20 protein-coding genes are annotated in these 18305 nt (G+C 63.4%); 12 read left to right on the forward strand and 8 right to left on the reverse strand.

All coding sequences use genetic code 11. The features are described from left to right. Positions 1-162 precede the first annotated feature (162 nt). Positions 163-1494: a trigger factor gene (gene tig / locus MRY75_RS11240; protein ID WP_292307959.1), complete on the forward strand. Its 1332-nt coding sequence runs from the start codon at positions 163-165 to the stop codon at positions 1492-1494. Positions 1495-1655: 161 nt separating this feature from the next. On the opposite strand, the gene MRY75_RS11245 is transcribed toward tig, so the two are convergent. The 5 genes from MRY75_RS11245 to rpsF form a co-directional block, all read right to left on the reverse strand. Beyond that, positions 1656-3611, reverse strand: a complete 1956-nt coding sequence (locus tag MRY75_RS11245; protein WP_292307813.1) for a bifunctional 2',3'-cyclic-nucleotide 2'-phosphodiesterase/3'-nucleotidase — start codon at positions 3609-3611, stop codon at positions 1656-1658. A gap of 118 nt (positions 3612-3729) precedes the next feature. Next, on the reverse strand, positions 3730-4872 hold the full coding sequence (locus MRY75_RS11250) for a mandelate racemase/muconate lactonizing enzyme family protein (protein WP_292307815.1): 1143 nt from the start codon (positions 4870-4872) through the stop codon (positions 3730-3732). A 154-nt stretch (positions 4873-5026) separates the two neighbouring features. Then, complete coding sequence (gene rplI, locus MRY75_RS11255; protein ID WP_292307817.1) at positions 5027-5641, reverse strand: 50S ribosomal protein L9; 615 nt, start codon at positions 5639-5641, stop codon at positions 5027-5029. 12 nt (positions 5642-5653) lie between these two features. Then, on the reverse strand, positions 5654-5881 hold the full coding sequence (gene rpsR / locus MRY75_RS11260) for a 30S ribosomal protein S18 (protein WP_026756163.1): 228 nt from the start codon (positions 5879-5881) through the stop codon (positions 5654-5656). A 25-nt stretch (positions 5882-5906) separates the two neighbouring features. Then, complete coding sequence (gene rpsF, locus MRY75_RS11265; protein WP_292307819.1) at positions 5907-6290, reverse strand: 30S ribosomal protein S6; 384 nt, start codon at positions 6288-6290, stop codon at positions 5907-5909. Between the two features lie 295 nt (positions 6291-6585). On the opposite strand from rpsF, the gene MRY75_RS11270 reads away from it, so the two are divergent. Together MRY75_RS11270 and MRY75_RS11275 are read left to right on the forward strand one after the other, a co-directional pair. Then, complete coding sequence (locus tag MRY75_RS11270; protein ID WP_292307820.1) at positions 6586-6789, forward strand: hypothetical protein; 204 nt, start codon at positions 6586-6588, stop codon at positions 6787-6789. Positions 6790-6889: 100 nt separating this feature from the next. Then, positions 6890-7474, forward strand: coding sequence for a YceI family protein (locus tag MRY75_RS11275; RefSeq protein WP_292307822.1), 585 nt, complete (start codon positions 6890-6892; stop codon positions 7472-7474). A gap of 78 nt (positions 7475-7552) precedes the next feature. Here MRY75_RS11275 and MRY75_RS11280 read toward each other — a convergent pair whose 3' ends face one another. Continuing rightward, positions 7553-8773 (reverse strand): cytochrome b/b6 domain-containing protein, encoded by a 1221-nt coding sequence (locus MRY75_RS11280; RefSeq protein WP_292307824.1) that lies wholly within the window; start codon positions 8771-8773, stop codon positions 7553-7555. 147 nt (positions 8774-8920) lie between these two features. On the opposite strand from MRY75_RS11280, the gene fabD reads away from it, so the two are divergent. The 3 genes from fabD (at position 8921) to MRY75_RS11295 (ending at position 11187) form a co-directional block, all read left to right on the forward strand. Further along, the gene (gene fabD, locus MRY75_RS11285) at positions 8921-9856 is read left to right on the forward strand and encodes an ACP S-malonyltransferase (protein ID WP_292307826.1); all 936 of its coding nucleotides are present in this window, start codon (positions 8921-8923) and stop codon (positions 9854-9856) included. Positions 9857-9946: 90 nt separating this feature from the next. Continuing rightward, positions 9947-10684, forward strand: coding sequence for a 3-oxoacyl-ACP reductase FabG (gene fabG, locus MRY75_RS11290; RefSeq protein ID WP_292307828.1), 738 nt, complete (start codon positions 9947-9949; stop codon positions 10682-10684). 269 nt (positions 10685-10953) lie between these two features. Next, positions 10954-11187 carry an acyl carrier protein gene (locus tag MRY75_RS11295; RefSeq protein ID WP_072778752.1) on the forward strand — a complete coding sequence of 78 codons (234 nt, stop codon included), beginning with the start codon at positions 10954-10956 and terminating at the stop codon, positions 11185-11187. A 40-nt stretch (positions 11188-11227) separates the two neighbouring features. Here MRY75_RS11295 and mazG read toward each other — a convergent pair whose 3' ends face one another. Continuing rightward, positions 11228-12049: a nucleoside triphosphate pyrophosphohydrolase gene (gene mazG, locus MRY75_RS11300; RefSeq protein WP_292307830.1), complete on the reverse strand. Its 822-nt coding sequence runs from the start codon at positions 12047-12049 to the stop codon at positions 11228-11230. Between the two features lie 63 nt (positions 12050-12112). Here mazG and MRY75_RS11305 point away from each other — a divergent pair, with 63 nt between their 5' ends. From MRY75_RS11305 to MRY75_RS11330, 6 genes are all read left to right on the forward strand, one after another. Then, entirely contained in the window at positions 12113-13273 is a 1161-nt protein-coding gene (locus MRY75_RS11305) for a M20 aminoacylase family protein (RefSeq protein ID WP_292307832.1), read from the forward strand. Between the two features lie 3 nt (positions 13274-13276). Further along, a complete protein-coding gene (gene speB / locus MRY75_RS11310; RefSeq protein ID WP_292307834.1) occupies positions 13277-14239 on the forward strand; it encodes an agmatinase in 963 nt (320 codons plus the stop codon). A 57-nt stretch (positions 14240-14296) separates the two neighbouring features. After that, positions 14297-14701, forward strand: a complete 405-nt coding sequence (locus MRY75_RS11315) for a DUF1499 domain-containing protein (RefSeq protein WP_292307836.1) — start codon at positions 14297-14299, stop codon at positions 14699-14701. Between the two features lie 37 nt (positions 14702-14738). Beyond that, entirely contained in the window at positions 14739-15788 is a 1050-nt protein-coding gene (gene prfA / locus MRY75_RS11320; RefSeq protein WP_292307837.1) for a peptide chain release factor 1, read from the forward strand. Continuing rightward, positions 15785-16633, forward strand: a complete 849-nt coding sequence (gene prmC, locus MRY75_RS11325) for a peptide chain release factor N(5)-glutamine methyltransferase (protein WP_292307839.1) — start codon at positions 15785-15787, stop codon at positions 16631-16633. Before prfA ends, prmC begins: the two co-directional genes overlap by 4 nt. Before the next feature lie 206 nt (positions 16634-16839). Next, complete coding sequence (locus tag MRY75_RS11330) at positions 16840-17400, forward strand: DUF4167 domain-containing protein (protein WP_292307841.1); 561 nt, start codon at positions 16840-16842, stop codon at positions 17398-17400. 41 nt (positions 17401-17441) lie between these two features. Here MRY75_RS11330 and rsmA read toward each other — a convergent pair whose 3' ends face one another. Continuing rightward, positions 17442-18278, reverse strand: a complete 837-nt coding sequence (rsmA, locus tag MRY75_RS11335) for a 16S rRNA (adenine(1518)-N(6)/adenine(1519)-N(6))-dimethyltransferase RsmA (RefSeq protein WP_292307843.1) — start codon at positions 18276-18278, stop codon at positions 17442-17444. Positions 18279-18305 lie beyond the last annotated feature (27 nt).

An 18305-nucleotide genomic window follows, 5' to 3' on the forward strand; every position in this document is an offset into this window, starting at 1 on the left:
GTTGGTGGTTCGGGCAAGGTTCCTGTCAGCGACGGTGCGCCGTTTCGGCCCGAGACAGAGCCACATTTCCCGCTTGCGCCACAGCAATGGCGCCTCTAAGAGGCGGTGGATTTTGACCGCCGCGGACGCCTCCGCGGCCCCTATGCAATGGATAAGGACGACATGCAGGTCACAGAAACCCTCAACGAGGGCCTCAAGCGCGGCTATTCGATCACCGTTTCGGCGGACGAACTGGACGCAAAAGTCAACGAAAAGCTGAAAGAAGCGCAGCCCGAGATCGAAATGAAGGGCTTCCGCAAAGGCAAAGTGCCGATGCCGCTTCTCAAAAAGCAGTTCGGTCAGCGCCTGTTGGGCGAAGCGATGCAGGAAACCATCGACGGCGCGATGGCCAAGCATTTCGAGGAGTCCGGCGATCGCCCGGCGCTTCAGCCCGAGGTCAAGATGACCAACGAGGACTGGAAGGAAGGCGACGATATCGAAGTCTCCATGTCCTATGAAAAGCTGCCCGAGATGCCCGAGGTCGACCTCTCGTCCCTCACGCTCGAAAAGCTGGTGGTCAAGGCGGGCGACGCCGAGGTGGACGAGGCTCTCAAGAATCTCGCCGAGACCGCGCAGGACTTCAAGGATCGCAAGAAGGGCAGCAAATCCAAGGATGGCGATCAGGTCGTGATCGACTTCGTCGGCAAGATCGATGGCGAAGCCTTCGACGGCGGCTCGGCCGAGGATTACCCGCTTGTGCTGGGCTCCGGTTCGTTCATCCCCGGCTTCGAAGAGCAGCTGGTCGGTGTGAAGGCCGGTGACGAGAAGAATGTCGAAGTGAACTTCCCCGAGGAATACGGCGCAGAGAACCTGGCCGGCAAGGCGGCGGTCTTCGAATGCACCGTCAAGGCCGTCAAGGAACCGGTTGCGGCCGAGATCGACGACGAGCTGGCCAAGAAATTCGGAGCCGAAGACCTTGCCGCGCTGAAGGCGCAGATCGCCGAGCGTCTGGAAGTCGAATATGCCGGCGCGGCCCGTCAGGTGATGAAGCGCGCGCTGCTGGATCAGCTCGACGAGAAGGTGAAGGTCGATCTGCCGCCGTCGCTTGTCGATGCCGAGGCCAAGCAGATCGCGCATCAGCTCTGGCACGAGGAGAACCCGGACGTGCATGGCCATGATCACCCCGAGATCACGCCGACCGAAGAGCACACCAAGCTGGCCGAGCGCCGCGTGAAGCTGGGTCTCCTGCTGGCCGAACTGGGCCAGAAGGCAGAGGTCAGCGTCACCGATGCCGAGATGACGCAGGCGATCATGAACCAGGCGCGTCAGTATCCGGGTCAGGAACGTGCGTTCTTTGATTTCGTGCGCCAGAACCAGCAGATGCAGCAGCAACTGCGCGCGCCGATCTTTGAAGACAAGGTTGTCGATCACGTGGCCGAGCAGGCAACCGTGACCGAGAAAGAGATCTCCAAGGACGAGCTGGAAAAGGCCGTCGAGGCGCTTGACGACGAATAAGACCTTTCGGGGTCAGACGTGCAAAGGCCGCCTTTCGGGGCGGCCTTTTCTTTTTCAGGATCGGATCGGCTGCGCCGCTCCGACCGGGGTGGGGGCGCTGCCCCCGTCCGCCTGCGGCGGACTCCCCCGAAGTATTTGTGAACCAGAGAAGCCTGGACGTCTCAGAGCGTCATGCGGAAGAGCGCAAAACCATCGGCGTTTGTGCCTGCCTCTTCGAGCGAGATGCCTTCGAGAGTGCCTGCGTATTTCGCACCGGCGGGGCCGGTCTCGAAGATCACGCTGGTGTTTTCCATTGGCGCGAACCGCCAGTTGAAATCGGCCTTGGGGTCGATGGTCCCCTGGTCCACGATATAGCGCACGATCACGTCGCGGTTGGTGTCGGGGCCTTCGAAGACGATGGTGTCGCCGGTACCGGGGAAGCTGCCACCGCCGCCTGCGCGGTAATTGTTGGTGGCGATGATGAATTCCGCCGCCGGGTCGATGGGCGCGCCGTCATGGGTCAGGTTCACGATGCGGTTGGCGTCCGGGTTGATCACCGCTCCGTCGCGGTCGAATTTCGACGGCTGGCTGAGGTCGATCTGGTAGCTGACCCCGTCGATCACGTCGAAATTGTAGCTGGGGAAGTCGGGGTTCAGCAGCGGCGCATCCGTTGATCCCGGCGCCACCTGATTGAACATGCCCGCAGACCGTTCGAGCCAGTCCTTGACCTGCGCGCCCGTCACCCGCACCGCGCGCACCGTGTTGGGGTAGAGGTAAAGGTCGGCCACGTTCTTGATCGCCACATCGCCCACCGGGACATCGGTGTAGTATTCCGGCCCGCCACGACCGCCGGCCTTGAACGGGGCCGCGGCTGACAGGATCGGCAGGCCCTCATGCGGCGTGCCCTGCATCATCTGTGCGATGTACCAGGTCTGCGCGTTGGACACGATCTGGACCGAGGGATCATCGGCCACCAGTGCGAAATAGCTGTGCAGAGGGGCGGCTGTCTTGCCCACGGCGCGGCGGACATAGGCCAGTGTTTCCTCGTGATCCGCCATCGTGGCATCCAGCACTGGCTGATAATCTTCGACCAGAGCAGTAATCGACCGGTCTTCGTTGCGCTGTGAAATGGGCCGCGCCTCGGACTGGTGGCTGAGCACGCGCCAGCCATCGCCATCGCGTTCGAGCATCAGATCGACCAGCCCCATATGGCTGCCCCAGAAACCCGCCATCACGCCCGGCTTGCCCATGATCGTGCCTTTGGCGCTGTCGAGACCCGGTAGACCCTCATAGGTGGACGAGGGGAAGACGAGGTGCGAGTGGCCGGTGAGGATCACGTCGATGCCCTCGACCCCGGCCAGCGGAATGGAGGCGTTTTCCATCATGTCCTCGGCCTCGGGCGCGCCGATGCCGGAATGCGAGAGCGCGATCACGATGTCCGCCCCCTGTTCGCGGATCTGGGGCACATAGGCGCGCGCCGCTTCGAGAATGTCGCGGGCGGTGACGTTTCCTTCGAGGTGACGGCGATCCCATGTCATGATCTGCGGCGGCACAAAGCCGATCAGGCCGATGCGGATCGGATGTGTCTTGCCCGCGCCATCCGTGATCTCGCGGTCGAGGATGACGTAAGGCGGCACCAGCGTCGTGTCCTCGCGCGGGGTGGCGCCGGCTGTCTTGACCACGTTGGCCGAGACGACAGGGAAGTCCGCGCCCGCCAGCGCCTTCATCAGGAAATCGAGGCCGTAGTTGAATTCGTGATTGCCCAAGGTGGAGCCGTCAAAGCCCAGCGTGTTCATCGCGGTGATGATCGGGTGCATGTCGCCCTCTTTCATGCCGCGCTCATAGGCGATGTAGTCGCCCATCGGGTTGCCCTGCAGGAAGTCGCCATTGTCGAGCAGGATCGAATTCATCGCCTCGCTGCGGATGTTCTGGATGATCGTGGCAACGCGGCTCAGGCCGACGGTGTCGGTCGGGCGGTCGCCGTAGTAATCATACGGGTAGACATGCACATGCAGGTCGGTCGTTTCCATGATGCGCAGATGCGCCTGGTTGGACATGGCGCGCACCGAGAACGGATGCAGTGCCAGAAAGCCGGCGGTGCCGGCCAGAAATCCACGTCGGTTGAGATGAAGAGCCATGATCGTGTCCCCCTGATCTGTGCGTCTGGGAGCAGGTTAGGCCGGAAACCTCACAACCGGGTAGCGGTTTCGTGGCAGTGGCATGAACCTGCCAGGGACGCGCGGGGCGGGCTGTGCATCAGATGTGCAGATCGCGGGAATAGCTGACGAAATGTGCGATCTCGTCGGGCAGGTCGGTGATGTTCAGGCCGGGCGCGTCGGGGAGGGTCAGCGTGCCGCGTGTCGCGGCCCCCTGCCATGGGTCGAACGCATCGCGCAGCGGATTGGGGTTCACGTCGACTTCCAGAAGTCCGTCGCCCCCGGCCGCCGCCAGAAGATGTGCCGAGGCGACAAGGCCGATACCGCCGCCAAGGAAGTGAGGGCAGTAGCGCAACCCGGCGCTTCCGATCGCCTGTGCCACGGGCCAGCAGCCGCTGAAGCCGCCCCATTTGGCGATGTCGGGTTGCAGCACGCCGAAAACGCCCGTCGCGATGGCATCGGCAAAACCGCCGGTTCCGGTGATGTTTTCGCCTCCGGCCAGCGGGATCGGGCATTGCGCGGCAAGGGCCTGCCAATGGGTCAGCGGTGCGTCGGCGGGCAGGGGTTCCTCGAGCCAGCCGAGGGGCAGACCACGGCAGGCAGCGACAAAGCGTTCGGCCTCGGGCAGGGTCCACGCCTGATTGGCGTCAGCGCAGAGGGTTTCGCCGGTGCCAAGGCTTTGGCCCAAGGCGCGCAACAGCGTCCTGTCCCGGTCGTGATCGAAGCCGACCTTGACCTTGAAGGCCGAAAACCCGAGCGAACGGCTTTCAGCCACTTGGTCCGTGGCCTGCGCAATCGCGATGCCGCTGGCGTAGCACGGCACGGTCTGCACGGCGTTCGGGTTGAGAAACCGCGCCACGGGCAGCCCGGCGCGGCGCGCTTCGAGATCGGTCATGGCGGTGTCGAGGCCCGCGATCACCTGCCGGAACGGCCCCCATTCGTCACATTGCAGGGCGCGGATATGGGTCTTGTCGGTGAGTTGGGTGAAGAGGTCTTGTGCGCTGTCGAAACGCTGTCCCAGCAGCAGATCTGCCATGTCCTCGACCAGCAGCCGGGCGCGGTGTTCCGCCCCGGCGGCGGGCCAGTTGGCGAAAATCTCGCCCCAGCCGAAGGCACCGTCGCTGTCTTCCAGTCGCACAAAGACAGCAGGGCGGTTCTGCATGACGCCAAAGGACGTGGCGACCGGTGACGCTATCGGCACGCGATAGGCCGAGACATGGATGCGGGCGAGGGTGATCGACATCTTGGCAGGACAGCAGGTCATTGGCACATTGGCAAGCCATGACCGAGGTCTCTCTGTGATGATCCGAAAGGCGGGTCGTGATCCGGGGGTGGTACAGAACGAAAAAAGCCCCGCCGAGGGGGCGGGGCCTTTCCGGGATCGTTGATCGGATGGATCAGTCTTCCGACTTTTCCTCGGCCGCAGGGGCCGCCGGTGCGTCGTCGTCATCCGAGGCTGCGCCGCCGATGTCGTCGAAGAGTTCCGAAATCTCGAATTCGGCCTGTGCTTCTTCTTCGGCTGCCAGTTCCTGAATGGACTTGCCGGACGCCTGCAGTTCGGCCTCTTCGGGCGAACGCGCGACGTTGAGGCTGATGGTGACCATCACCTCGGGGTGCAGGTGCACTTCGACCTCGTGCAGACCCAGTACCTTGATCGGCTTGCGGATGATGATCTGCTTGCGGTCAAGGGTGAAGCCTTCGGCGGTTGCCACATCTGCGGCGTCACGGGTGGTGACGGAGCCGTAGAGGTTGCCGCCGTCCGACGCCTGACGAATCACCACGAACTGCTGACCACCAAGACGGTCGGCCATCGCTTCGGCCTCTTTCTTGGTTTCCAGGTTCTGTGCTTCGAGCTGGGCTTTCTGGTTTTCGAACGACGCGATGTTCTCTTTCGAGGCGGTCAGCGCCTTGCCCTGCAGCAGCAGGTAGTTGCGTGCGAAGCCGGGCTTGACGTCGACGACATCGCCCATCTGGCCAAGCTTGGCGACGCGTTCCAGAAGGATAACTTGCATGTCAGTCTCTCCTTACTTCACTGCGTAGGGCAGGAGGGCGAGGAAGCGGGCGCGCTTGATCGCACGGGCCAGCTCGCGCTGTTTCTTGGCGGACACGGCTGTGATGCGCGACGGCACGATCTTGCCACGCTCAGAGATGTAGCGCTGCAGCAGCTTGGTGTCTTTGTAGTCGATCTTGGGTGCGTTGTCGCCCGAGAAGGGGCACACCTTGCGACGGCGGAAAAATGGTTTCGTAGCCATGGATTAGCGTCCTTTCTTCAGGCGATCAATTGCGACGTTCGCGGCGTTCGCCACGGTCGCCGCGGTCACCACGATCACCGCGGTCGTCACGCTTCTGCATCTGGACCGAGGGGCCGTCTTCGTGGGCGTCGACCTTGATGGTCAGGACGCGCATCACGTCGTCATGCAGACGCATCAGGCGCTCCATTTCCTGCACGGCTTCCGACGGCGCGTCGGTGCGCAGAAAGGCATAATGGCCCTTGCGGTTCTTGTTGATCTTGTAGGCCATCGTCTTGACGCCCCAGTATTCGTGATCAACGAGCTTGCCGCCGTTGTCCGAAAGAACTGTGCCGAAATGTTCGATGAGGCCTTCAGCCTGCGCGTTGGACAAGTCCTGACGCGAGATAAAAACATGCTCGTAAAGCGGCATGTGCACTCCGTTTCTGTTCTGGCGCATTTCATAGGACAGGCGTTTCACCCTTCCGCCCCTGTCCACGAGAGTCTGCGCGGTCATGATCGTCTTGCGAAAGGAGCGCTTCGTATACACGGATCGGTGCCAAGATCAAGCCGCGCCGATCCCCTGCGCCCGGGCGTCACACGCGCGCCAGCAAGATGCCCAAGGAGCGTCCGACCCTTGCCGTGAATTCGACCCATTTGGGCAACACAGTGTTTCCTGAGTGTAAACGGTAAGTCGGCCGAACGACCTGCGGCCGGGGAGAAACATCATGGTCCACTACGACGAAAACTACGTGCGCGGCAACGGCTCGGTCGGAAAGCTGGTGAAACGGATCTGCGGATTTGCCTGCGTGATCGCCGTTCCGGGGATTTGGGTCGCGGTTCAGGGGGCACTTCCCGAAGCCCGGATCATGGGGTTGGGGCTCTCGGTGATCGTGATGGGCTTGGCGGGTCTCTGCTTTCTCGGGCGTTGACTGTTCATCCGGACACAGGATCTGTTGAGTTTCGAAGAATTGCCGCTGCCCGCGTCAACGGCAACTTGTGAGGCATCGAAACGCCTTACAGGACAGACACATGAAACAGACCCTTCTTGCTGCAGCGCTCGTCGCCCTGCCGCTGGCCGCGCAGGCCGAACCGGTGGCCTATACGCTGGACAACAGCCACAGCCAGATCCTCTTCTCCTACAACCATCTTGGCTATTCCACGACCTGGGGCATGTTCTCGGGCTTCGGTGGCGACATCCAGTTCGATCAGGAAGACCCGGCGAATTCCTCGGTCAGCGTGTCGTTCCCGGTGCGCTCCATGTTCACGGGATGGGAAGGCCGGTTCGAGCACTTCATGTCCGCTGATTTTTTCGGAGCGGGTGAGGATGAGATGGTCACCTTCACATCGACCGCGATCGAAGTGACCGGTGAGACCACCGCGAACATCACCGGTGACCTGACCCTGAACGGCATCACCAAACCGGTGACATTGGCGGCAACGCTGAACCAGGCGGGCGATCACCCGATGGAGGGCAAGCCCTGGGCCGGGTTCGACGCCACGACAACTCTGGTGCGCAGCGAGTTCGAACTGGGCATGTTCGCGCCCTTCGTCAGTGACGAGGTCAAGGTGCACATCTCCATCGAAGCAATGCAGGCGACTGACACCGACTCCTGATCGGTTGGCTGTCTCTTGAAACCGAAAAACCCCGGACGATGTGTCCGGGGTTTTTTGTTGCGCTACGGTGACGACGGTTCAGTTCGTGTTTGCTGTGGCCTGCCGTTCTGCCGTCAGGGCAACCGTGACGCGGACCTCGAAGCCAAGCTGGCTTTCATCGGTCATGCCCTGTCCAATCTCGAAGGCGCGGCGGTCCAGAGTGGTTGAGCCGGACATCTGCGCCGTGTCACCGTCGAGGGTCAGATCGAAGGGCAGGCTGACTGGCTGTTCGAACCCACGCAGGCTGAGCGTGCCATCCGCGACATATCCCGCGTCCGTGGCACGGATATCCGCTGTAAACCGTGCGGTCGGAAAAGCGTTTGCCGCGAGGAAATCGTCGGTCAGGGCCTGCTGCGTGACGGACCCGAGCGTCAGGGAGGCGATGCCGATCTCAACCGTGACCGAGCCTGCATTGCCCTCTGTCACGCTCTCGTCGAAAGTGATGTCCGCGGTCCAGTCGGCGAACGTGCCCGAAACCTCGGCGCCCATCTGGCGAATGGACAGGCCCAAAGTGCCCTCGCGCACATCCCAGTCGCTTTCGACCTCGGCCAGCGCAGGCGCCTGCGCCGCCTCGGCGCTGTCGGTGTGATAGAGCCCCAGCGCGCCACCCAGCCCGATCGCGCTTGCCCAGACCAATGTCGCCAGCACGGGGGGCAGGAGGGTGGCCCGGTCTCTTGGGGTCGCCTGGGTCGGAGTGCCGCCCCCCGGCCACATCCGCGCCAGCGTGCCATCCTTATCAAGGATCGCGTGTTTCATCGCCCCTGCGACATGCAGGACCAGCGAGATCACCAACACTCGCTCGAACACGAGATGCAGGCCTGCTGCAGTCTCGGACAGGGCCAGGTTTTCGGGCACCAGAGGCAGGTTCTGTCCGAACGGCCACCAGATCGGGGCAAAACCCTCGGTGGCGGCGTGATGCACCCATCCCGACAGCGGCACCAGTACGAGCGAGCCATAAAGAAGCCAGTGCACGATCTCGGCCAGCAGGGTTTCGGTCTTGCGGTCGGGATGAAGCGGCGCCGGTTTCGGCTGGCTGATCGCCCACAGGATGCGCGCAATCGCCACGAAGAAGAGCGTGACCCCCACGGTCTTGTGCAGCGAAAAGAACCACGCCTTGTCGGCCAGCTGCGCGGCCGTGTCGTAGGGCATGTCGTTGGCAATGATCCCCAGCGGGATCACCGCGAGAATCCCGAGGGCGGTCAGCCAGTGGAAGGTCTTGGCAACGGCACCGTATTGGGCGGGGGTGTTCGAAGCGGGCATGGGATGTCTCCGGCGGTCTGCGATGCATCACAGCTACTGCACCGGGCGCGCTGTGCAATCTTCGCCAATGCACACAAAGAGTGCAGCAGCGTTGCGTCGCTGCGGCCGGGATTGTAAGGGCAGGGACAACACAAAAGGAGGGGTGCCGTGAGCCGAGCTTTTCTTTTTCCCGGACAGGGGGCGCAAACCATTGGCATGGGCAAGGATCTCGCCGAGGCGTATCCAAGCGCGCGGGCGGTTTTCGAAGAAGTGGACGACGCCCTTGGCGAAAAGCTGAGCGCGCTGATCTGGGAGGGAGACATCGAGACCCTGACCCTGACCGCCAATGCGCAGCCCGCCTTGATGGCGACCTCTCTTGCCGCTGTTCGGGCGCTGGATGCCGAAGGTGTGGCAATCACCTCTGGCGCCTATGTCGCCGGGCATTCGTTGGGCGAGTATTCGGCACTTACAGCGGCAGGTGCCCTTTCGGTCAGCGACGCGGCGCGGCTGTTGCGCGCACGCGGCACCGCGATGCAGGACGCGGTTCCGGTGGGTGTTGGCGCAATGGCAGCGGTGCTTGGGCTCGGCCTCGAAGATGTGCGCCGGGTAGCCGAGGCGGCCGCACAAGGTGAGGTCTGTGCGGCGGCCAATGACAACGATCCGGGGCAGGTTGTGGTCTCGGGCCACAAGGCCGCCGTGGAACGCGCGGTGGATTTGGCGAAAGAGGCCGGGGCAAAACGCGCGGTCCTGCTGCCCGTCAGCGCCCCGTTCCACTGTGCGCTGATGGCTCCGGCGGCCGAGGCGATGGCCGACGCGCTGGGCCGTGTGACGATCAACACGCCGGTGGTGCCGGTTGTGGCAAATGTGCGCGCGGAGGCGGTGAGCGATCCGGAAACCATTCGCGCGCTTCTGGTGGACCAGATCACCGGCGCGGTGCGCTGGCGCGAGTCCGTGAGCTGGATGGTCGCGCAGGGCGTGGACGATTTCTGGGAAATCGGTGCGGGCAAGGCCCTGATCGGGATGGTGCGGCGGATCGAGAAATCGGTGGCCACCCGCGCGGTGGGTACGGCTGGCGATGTGCAGGCAGCCACGCAACCCGCCTGACAGCCTCCAGAATTTTATGGGCGGGGCCCAGAATCTTCGTACGAAGATTCTGACCACCCGAGGTTAAGACAAGATGAAAAGGACCACGACATGTTCGATCTGACAGGCAAAACCGCGCTGATCACCGGCGCATCGGGCGGCATCGGCGGCGAGATTGCCCGCGCGCTGCACGCCGCCGGGGCCACCGTCGGCTTGTCCGGCACCCGCACCGAACCGCTCGAGGCGCTGGCGGCGGAGCTGGGCGACCGCGCCCATGTCCTGCCCTGCAATCTGAGCGATCCCGAGGCGGTCGCAGCTTTGCCGAAACTGGCTGCGGACGCGATGGGCGGTGTCGACATCCTGGTGAACAACGCCGGCATCACCCGCGACAACCTCTTCATGCGCATGTCAGATGACGAATGGCAGTCGGTGATCGACGTGAACCTGACCGCCACGTTCAAGCTCTGCAAAGGCGTGCTGCGCGGCATGATGAAAGCGCGCTGGGGCCGCATCGTGAACATCTCGTCCGTCGTGGGCGCCACCGGCAATCCGGGGCAGGGCAACTATGCCGCCGCCAAGGCAGGCATGGTCGGCATGTCCAAGTCATTGGCCTACGAGGTGGCCAGCCGCGGCATCACCGTCAACGCCGTCGCCCCCGGTTTCATCGAAACCGCCATGACCGACAAGCTGACCGACGATCAGAAATCCGCCATCCTCGGACAGATTCCCTCGGGTCGCATGGGCACCCCCGCAGAGATCGCCGCAGCGGTTCTTTATCTGGCCAGCCCCGAGGCGGCCTATGTCACCGGAACCACGCTGCATGTGAATGGCGGCATGGCAATGCTCTGATTTCACAGGGGAAACGGGGATTGTGCAGGTGCAGAAATGCCTGAAATCCCATGTGTTTTTCCCCACACGCGTTTGTGTTGAAAGCGTTTGCCATCCCGATTCCATGTGCTATAGCGGCGCTGGTTCCGGACCAGTCCCGCACCGCGCGGGCCAGTACGGTCTTCGGCGTTCGACCGGGACGCAAACCGCCGCCCGCAAGGGCAAGATCAATTCCGCCCGGGCGCGGGCTAATCCGGCCTCCGCGCCGACGAAACTGTGAGGAAGAAAACATGAGCGACGTCGCAGATCGCGTTAAGAAAATTGTTGTCGAGCACCTTGGTGTCGAAGAGGACAAAGTGGTTGAGAACGCGTCGTTCATCGACGATCTCGGCGCTGACAGCCTCGACACCGTCGAGCTGGTCATGGCTTTCGAGGAAGAGTTCGGCATCGAGATTCCGGACGACGCAGCCGAAACCATCCAGACCTTCGGCGATGCGGTGAAGTTCATCAAAGACGCGCAGTAACCGTCTGACCTTTCTGATTTTCGAAGAACGCGCTCTACGATCAGGGCGCGTTTTTCTTTTCCGCCTTCTCCAACGCCTTGGCCGCATCCCACAGCGCGTCCATCTCGGCCAAGGTGCTATCCTTCGGCGTGCGCCCCTCTGCCGCCAACGCCGCCTCGATGCTCTCGAACCGGCGGGTGAACTTGGCATTGGCGGCGCGCAGGGCCGCCTCGGGATCAAGCCCCATGTGGCGCCCTAGATTGACCATCACGAACAGCAGATCGCCGAACTCCTCGAACTGTTCATCCGCGTCCTGCACCTCGCGCAATTCCTGCGCTTCCTCGACGATTTTGTCGAGGACCTCGTCCGTGGACGGCCAGTCGAACCCGACCCGCGCCGCGCGGTTCTGCAGTTTCAAAGCCCGCGTCAAGGCGGGCAACCCCTTGGCCACCCCGTCCAGTACGCCGGTCTCCTTCTTGCCCGCGCGTTCCGCCGCCTTGATCTTTTCCCAGTCCTGCACTTGCTGCTCGGCGGATTTGTCTCGGCTCTCGTCACCGAACACATGCGGATGCCGCGCCACCATCTTGTCGGAAATCGCGTTGGCCACGTCGTCAAAGCTGAACATCCCGGCCTCTTCGGCCATCTGCGTGTGATAGACGGACTGGAGCAGCAGATCGCCCAATTCACCCTTCAATTCGTCCCACGCCGCGCGCTCGATGGCGTCCGCAACCTCGTACGCCTCTTCGATCGTGTAGGGGGCGATTGACGCGAAATCCTGTTCGATGTCCCAGGGGCAACCGGTTTCGGGGTCGCGCAGACGGCGCATGATCTCGAGCAACCGGGGCATCCCGCCCTTTGGGTCATGGATCAGATCGTCACTCATTGCGGCCCCCGTGAAATGCTGCTCTGATGCAGGGATGCGGCATCAGCGCGAGGGAGTCCACCCATGCCCATCATCAACCGGATCGGCGATTACGCCGAGGACATGAAGACATGGCGGCGGCACCTGCACATGCATCCCGAACTGAGCCTCGATTGCCATCAGACGGCAGCCTTCGTGGTCGACCGGCTGCGGGAGTTCGGGGTGGACGAAATCCACGACGGCATCGCGCAATCCGGTGTCGTGGCGCTGATCCACGGGCAGGGCGAGGGCCCCGTCACCGGTCTGCGCGCGGACATGGACGCGCTGCCCATCGAGGAAACGACCGGTGCGGACTGGACGTCGACCATCCCCGGCAAGATGCACGCCTGCGGCCATGACGGGCATACGACGATGCTGCTGGGTGCGGCCCGGTATCTGGCCGAGACCCGCCGGTTCAAAGGCACCGTCGCGCTGATCTTCCAGCCGGCCGAGGAAACCGTGGGTGGTGCCCGCATCATGGTCGAGGAAGGCATCATGGACCGGTTCGGCATCGAAGAGGTCTATGCTCTGCACACCGACCCTTTTGCCGAGGAAGGCCAGTTGCGCACAACGCCCGGCCCGATCATGGCGGCGGTGGATGACTTCCACATCACCGTGCGCGGGGTCGGGGGGCACGGGGCCTATCCGTCCTCCTGCAAGGACCCCATGCCCTGCGCCTTGGCCATCGGGCAGGCCTTGCAGACCATCGTGTCGCGCAATGCCGACCCGCTCTTGCCGCTTGTGGTGTCGTTGACGATGATTTCGGGCGGGACCGCGACCAACATCATTCCCGAAACCATAAGCATGTCCGGCACCGTCCGCAGCTTTGACCCCAATCTGCGCGACATGGTGAAACGGCGCATCACCGAGATCGCCGAAGGGCAGGCCGCCAGCTACGGTGTTGCGGTCGAGGTGGACTATGTCCGCAACTACCCCGCGACGGTCAATCACGCGGCGCAGGCTGAATTCGCCGGGCGCATCGCAGAAGAGGTCGTTGGCGCATCGAAGACGATCACCGACCTGCGCGCGGAAATGGGCGCCGAGGACTTTTCCTACATGCTCGAAGCACGACCCGGCGCGTTCCTGTTTCTGGGGCAGGGGATTGGCCCGTCCTGCCACCACCCGGCCTTCGATTTCAACGACGAGGTGGCGACCATCGGCGCGTCCTTTTTTGCCCGTCTGATCGAAACCCGGCACGGAGTGTGAGCCATGGCGCTTGAAGATGCGAAAACCCAGATCGACCACGCCTTCACCCGCGACGACCTGAAAGGCGCCAGTTTCGAGAACGCTTTCGCCGGGGCCACGTCCTTTCTGCGCCGCCGCTACACCAAGGACCTGACCGATGTGGACGTCGCCATCACCGGCGTGCCCTTCGATCAGGCGGTGACCCACCGCACCGGCACCCGCTTCGGCCCCCGCGCCATCCGCGAGGCGTCGAGCCTGCAGCCTTACGACAAGCCCTATGGCTGGGATTACAACGTGCTCGAAGACTTCGCGATTGCCGATTACGGCGATCTGGCCTTCGACTATGCCAAAGTGTCCGAATTCCCCGAAACGCTGAAAAACCACATCGCCGGCATTCTCGCGCAGGATACGGCGACGGTCACGCTGGGGGGCGATCACTCCATCACCCTGCCAATCCTCGAGGCCTATGCCGAGAAATACGGGCCCCTGAGCTTGCTGCAGTTCGATGCCCATACCGACACCTGGGCCGATGACGACATGGAGCGGATCGACCACGGCACGTTCCTCTACAAGGCGGTCAAGCTGGGTCTGGTGGACCCGACGCGCTCGGTTCAGGTGGGCATCCGCACCGACAAACCCGACACGCTCGGCTTCAACATCATCGACGCGCGCGAGATGCACCGCATCGGACCCGAGGCCGTGGCAGAACAAATCTGCGAGATTCTCAAGGATTATCCGACATACCTCACCTTCGACATCGACTGTCTCGACCCGGCCTTCGCTCCCGGCACCGGCACGCCTGTCTGGGGTGGCCCGTCCAGCGCGGACATCGCGGTCATCCTGCGAAATATCGCCGGGATCGAACTGATGGGCGGGGATGTGGTTGAAGTCAGCCCGCCTTTCGATACTACGGGGGCCACGGCGATTGCGGGAGCCCATGTCGCGACAGAGATTCTGTCTTTGTGGGGGTGGACCCGCCGCGCCTGAATGTCAGTACAGGTGATCAAGGGGCATGTGTCCCATCGAGGCAAGGATAAGGACGTCGTGAAAGTGTTTTTCTGGACGCTGGTCTTGATCGTTTTGGGAGGACTGGCCTGGATTCGGCTCGCTCCGTCCGATCCGGCGGTCTGGCATGTCGACCCCAAGGTGACGGCCGATCAGGATCTGGCCGGAGGTGTCCGCAGGCGTATCCCGGCCGAGGACGGCACCTTTGCCCAACTCGACCGCATCATCCTCGCGACCCCCCGCACCGAAGTGCTGGCGGGCAGCGTGGAAGAGGGCAAGGTCACCTACATCACCCGGTCGCAATGGATGGGCTTTCCCGACTACACCACTGTGATGCAGAACGAAGACGTGCTCGAGCTTTTCGCCCGCCTGCGCTTCGGTCAGTCCGACATGGGGGTGAACAAGGCGCGTGTGGACGGCTGGTTGGAGCGGCTGGGTCAATAGACCTTGACCACACCGCGTGGATGCCCGACAGAACCGCATGATCCCCGAAGACCGCCTGCACCAGATCCTGTCGCGTTTCGAATACCTTGAGGCCCAGATGGCCGAGGGGTCGGGCGACATCGCGGCCATTGGTCGGGAATATTCCGATCTGCGCCCTGTCGTCGACCAGATCAGCGAATGGAAACAGGTCCGGGCCGATATCGCCGAGGCCGAGGCGATGCTGTCCGATCCCGAAATGCGGGAACTGGCGCAGGAGGAACTTCCCGCGCTCAAGGCGCGCCTGCCCGAGGTGGAACACGCCCTGCAACTGGCGCTTTTGCCGAAAGACAAGGCCGATGCGCGCCCCGCCATGCTGGAGATCCGCCCCGGCACCGGGGGCGAAGAGGCGGCCCTGTTCGCCGGAGACCTGCTGCGCATGTATCAACGCTATGCCGAAGCACGTGGCTGGCGGTTCGAAATCATCGAGGAACAGGCGACCGAGTTGGGCGGCATCAAGGAAGTCGTTGCCAACATCACGGGCGACAATGTCTTTGCCCGCCTCAAGTTCGAATCCGGGGTCCACCGCGTCCAGCGCGTGCCCGAAACCGAAAGCGGCGGCCGCATCCACACCTCCGCCGCGACCGTCGCCGTCCTGCCCGAGGCCGAGGATGTGGACATTCAGATCAACGCCAACGATCTGCGCATCGACACCATGCGCAGCTCCGGCGCGGGCGGCCAGCACGTCAACACCACCGATTCGGCGGTGCGGATCACCCACATCCCCAGTGGCATCGTCGTCACCAGTTCCGAGAAATCCCAGCACCGCAACCGCGAGATCGCGATGCAGGTGTTGCGCACACGCCTCTTCGATATGGAGCGGCAAAAGGTCGATGCCGAACGCTCGGCCAATCGCAAATCGCAGGTGGGCTCCGGGGACCGGTCGGAACGTATCCGCACCTACAACTTCCCGCAGGGCCGTCTGACGGATCATCGCATCGGCCTCACGCTTTACAAGCTGGATGCGGTGATGGCGGGTGATCTGGACGAAATCATCGACGCGCTGACCGCCGATGCCCAGGCCACGATGCTGGCCGAGATGGGGGCATGACCGGCACCGAGGCTTTGGTCCGCGCTGTCGCCACATTGCGCGGGGCTGGGATCGACGACCCCGCCCGCGACGCCCGCCGCCTTCTGGCGCATGTTCTGGGGGTCGCGGCGGGACGGCTGACGCTGGTGCTGCCGGACCTGATCAACGACGTAGAGGCCGAGCGCTTCGATGCCCTGATCGCGCGCCGCGCCGCGCGCGAGCCGGTGTCGCACCTGACGGGCATCCGCAGCTTCTATGGTCGCGATTTTCGGGTCTCTGCGGCCGTTCTCGATCCCCGGCCGGAGACGGAAACACTGATAGAGCAGGCACTTGCAGCGGATTTCTCATCCATTCTCGACCTTGGAACGGGATCGGGCTGCATCCTACTGACCCTGCTTGCGGAACGCCCCGATGCGCAGGGCACCGGCACCGATCTCAGCCCCGATGCGCTGGCTGTCGCGCAGGACAATGCGGCCCGACTGGGCCTCGACACCCGCGCGACATGGCGGCAGGGGGCGTGGTTCAATGCTGTGCCGAGCGATGCGACATTCGATCTTGTCGTGTCGAATCCCCCGTATATCGCGCTGAATGAAATGCCCGATCTCGCACCCGAGCTCGCCTTCGAGCCGCGCATGGCGCTGACGGATGGGGCAGATGGTCTTGACGCCTACCGCGCCATCGCCGCTGAGGCCGTGCCGCATCTGACCCCACAGGGACGTCTGATCGTCGAGATCGGCCCCACGCAGGGCCCGGCAGTGGCCGACCTCTTTCGCGCCGCGGGTCTTGATTCCGTCATGGTCCATACCGACCTAGATTACAGGGACCGGGTCGTTTCCGGCGTAAACCTGCCACGAACCGACCCTTGACGGCGAAAATCCGAACAGTTCGACGCAAATTCTACTTGTAAGCTTGGGTCGGACGTGGTTACTCGGATATATTGCAGCGGTCGAGGCTGGTTTGCACCCCTCTCGCGCGATTGTAAGCCCAAACATGGATGCCATTGCACAGGACCCGCGCACAAAGCGCACACAGCAATCGCAAACACAGCTGACAGAAGGCTGATAAGTAACACATGCGTTCTTCAAACAAACGTTCGCGGAACAAGAACAACCGCAACCGTCCGAATTCCGTCGGCAATGTCGTCAACCGTGTCTTCGACAGCTCCGGCCCCGAGGGCAAGGTGCGCGGCACGCCGCAACAGATCATTGACAAGTACAACCAGCTTGCCCGCGATGCGCAGCTCAGCAACGATCGGGTGAATGCAGAGAACTTCCAGCAGCACGCCGAACATTACATGCGCCTGCTCAGCGAAGCTCAGCGCGAACAGGACGCGCGCCGCGAACAGCAGGAACGCGAAAACCGCGACCGTCAGGCACAGCGCGACGCCGATCGCGCCGCACGTGGCGATCAGGACGACGGCGCGCAGGCGACGAACGATCCGGCGGACTCGCCCCAGCCCGATGTCATCGACACCAGCGATGACAGCAACGACAGCGGTCTGGTCGAAACGCCCGAAGCCAAGGCCGAGGAAAAACCCAAGAAACCGCGCGCGCCCCGCAAGCCGCGCAAGAAGCCGGAACCCAAGGCCGAAGACGCCCCGGCAGAAACGGCCACACCGGACGCAGCGGAATAACAAGAAAGCCGGGGATCAGCCCCGGCTTTTTGCTGTCTGGATCAGGCCAGTTGCCGCGCGAGGGCGCAGAACGCTTCCAGCGACACGCGTTCAGCCCGCTCGGTCGGGGGAATACCCACCGCGTTCAGATGATCCTCGATCTCCGGTGACAGCCCTTTCAGCGACGCCCGCAGCATCTTGCGCCGCTGGTTGAAGCCAGCGGCCACAACCCGCTCCAGCACTTTGGCATCCGCTTCGAAGCGCGGCGCGGGCAGGGCGCGCAGATGCACGACTGCGGAACTCACCTTGGGGGGCGGGCTGAAGGCCTCTGGCGGCAGGTGCATCGCGATATGCGCATCGCAGCGCCATTGCGCCAGCACGGCCAGACGGCCATACGCCTTGTCACCCGGCTTGGCGACAATGCGCTGTGCCACCTCTTTCTGGAACATCAGGGTGAGGCTCGACCAGACCGGCGGCCAGACCGCAGGAGTCAGCCATCGCACCAGCAATTCTGTGCCGACATTGTAGGGCAGGTTGGCACAGATCGCGATGGGCGGCGTCAGATGCGCCAACGCATCCACCTCGAGCGCATCCCCCTCGATCACCTCGAGCCTGCCCGGATAGGCCGCCGCGATCTCGGCCAGGGCAGGCAGGCAGCGCGAATCCTTCTCGACCGCCAGCACCTTACGCGCCCCTTCGGCCAGAAGCCCGCGCGTCAGCCCGCCGGGGCCGGGGCCAACCTCGAGCACATCCGTGCCGCTCAGGTCGCCCGCCTGCCTCGCGATCTTGGCGGTCAGGTTCAGGTCGAGAAGAAAGTTCTGCCCCAGCGCTTTCTTCGCGCTCAGCCCATGGGTCGCGATCACCTCGCGCAGGGGTGGCAATCCGTCAAGTGCGGCCATGACAGCCTCCGCTTACAGAGCACCATC

It is taken from the genome of Marivita sp., from assembly GCF_022763305.1.
In the GTDB taxonomy this organism is placed as follows: Bacteria; Pseudomonadota; Alphaproteobacteria; order Rhodobacterales; family Rhodobacteraceae; genus Marivita.

Coding starts and splice junctions, on each gene's coding strand:
- prmC (WP_292307839.1), top strand. CDS start 15,785: ATGACCGGCACCGAGGCTTTGGTCCGCGCTGTCGCCACATTGCGCGGG.
- tig (WP_292307959.1), top strand. CDS start 163: ATGCAGGTCACAGAAACCCTCAACGAGGGCCTCAAGCGCGGCTATTCG.
- MRY75_RS11280 (WP_292307824.1), bottom strand. CDS start 8,773: ATGCCCGCTTCGAACACCCCCGCCCAATACGGTGCCGTTGCCAAGACC.
- speB (WP_292307834.1), top strand. CDS start 13,277: ATGGCGCTTGAAGATGCGAAAACCCAGATCGACCACGCCTTCACCCGC.
- rpsR (WP_026756163.1), bottom strand. CDS start 5,881: ATGGCTACGAAACCATTTTTCCGCCGTCGCAAGGTGTGCCCCTTCTCG.
- MRY75_RS11305 (WP_292307832.1), top strand. CDS start 12,113: ATGCCCATCATCAACCGGATCGGCGATTACGCCGAGGACATGAAGACA.
- prfA (WP_292307837.1), top strand. CDS start 14,739: ATGATCCCCGAAGACCGCCTGCACCAGATCCTGTCGCGTTTCGAATAC.
- rplI (WP_292307817.1), bottom strand. CDS start 5,641: ATGCAAGTTATCCTTCTGGAACGCGTCGCCAAGCTTGGCCAGATGGGC.
- rsmA (WP_292307843.1), bottom strand. CDS start 18,278: ATGGCCGCACTTGACGGATTGCCACCCCTGCGCGAGGTGATCGCGACC.
- MRY75_RS11245 (WP_292307813.1), bottom strand. CDS start 3,611: ATGGCTCTTCATCTCAACCGACGTGGATTTCTGGCCGGCACCGCCGGC.
- MRY75_RS11250 (WP_292307815.1), bottom strand. CDS start 4,872: ATGTCGATCACCCTCGCCCGCATCCATGTCTCGGCCTATCGCGTGCCG.
- mazG (WP_292307830.1), bottom strand. CDS start 12,049: ATGAGTGACGATCTGATCCATGACCCAAAGGGCGGGATGCCCCGGTTG.
- fabG (WP_292307828.1), top strand. CDS start 9,947: ATGTTCGATCTGACAGGCAAAACCGCGCTGATCACCGGCGCATCGGGC.
- MRY75_RS11275 (WP_292307822.1), top strand. CDS start 6,890: ATGAAACAGACCCTTCTTGCTGCAGCGCTCGTCGCCCTGCCGCTGGCC.
- MRY75_RS11295 (WP_072778752.1), top strand. CDS start 10,954: ATGAGCGACGTCGCAGATCGCGTTAAGAAAATTGTTGTCGAGCACCTT.
- rpsF (WP_292307819.1), bottom strand. CDS start 6,290: ATGCCGCTTTACGAGCATGTTTTTATCTCGCGTCAGGACTTGTCCAAC.
- MRY75_RS11330 (WP_292307841.1), top strand. CDS start 16,840: ATGCGTTCTTCAAACAAACGTTCGCGGAACAAGAACAACCGCAACCGT.
- MRY75_RS11270 (WP_292307820.1), top strand. CDS start 6,586: ATGGTCCACTACGACGAAAACTACGTGCGCGGCAACGGCTCGGTCGGA.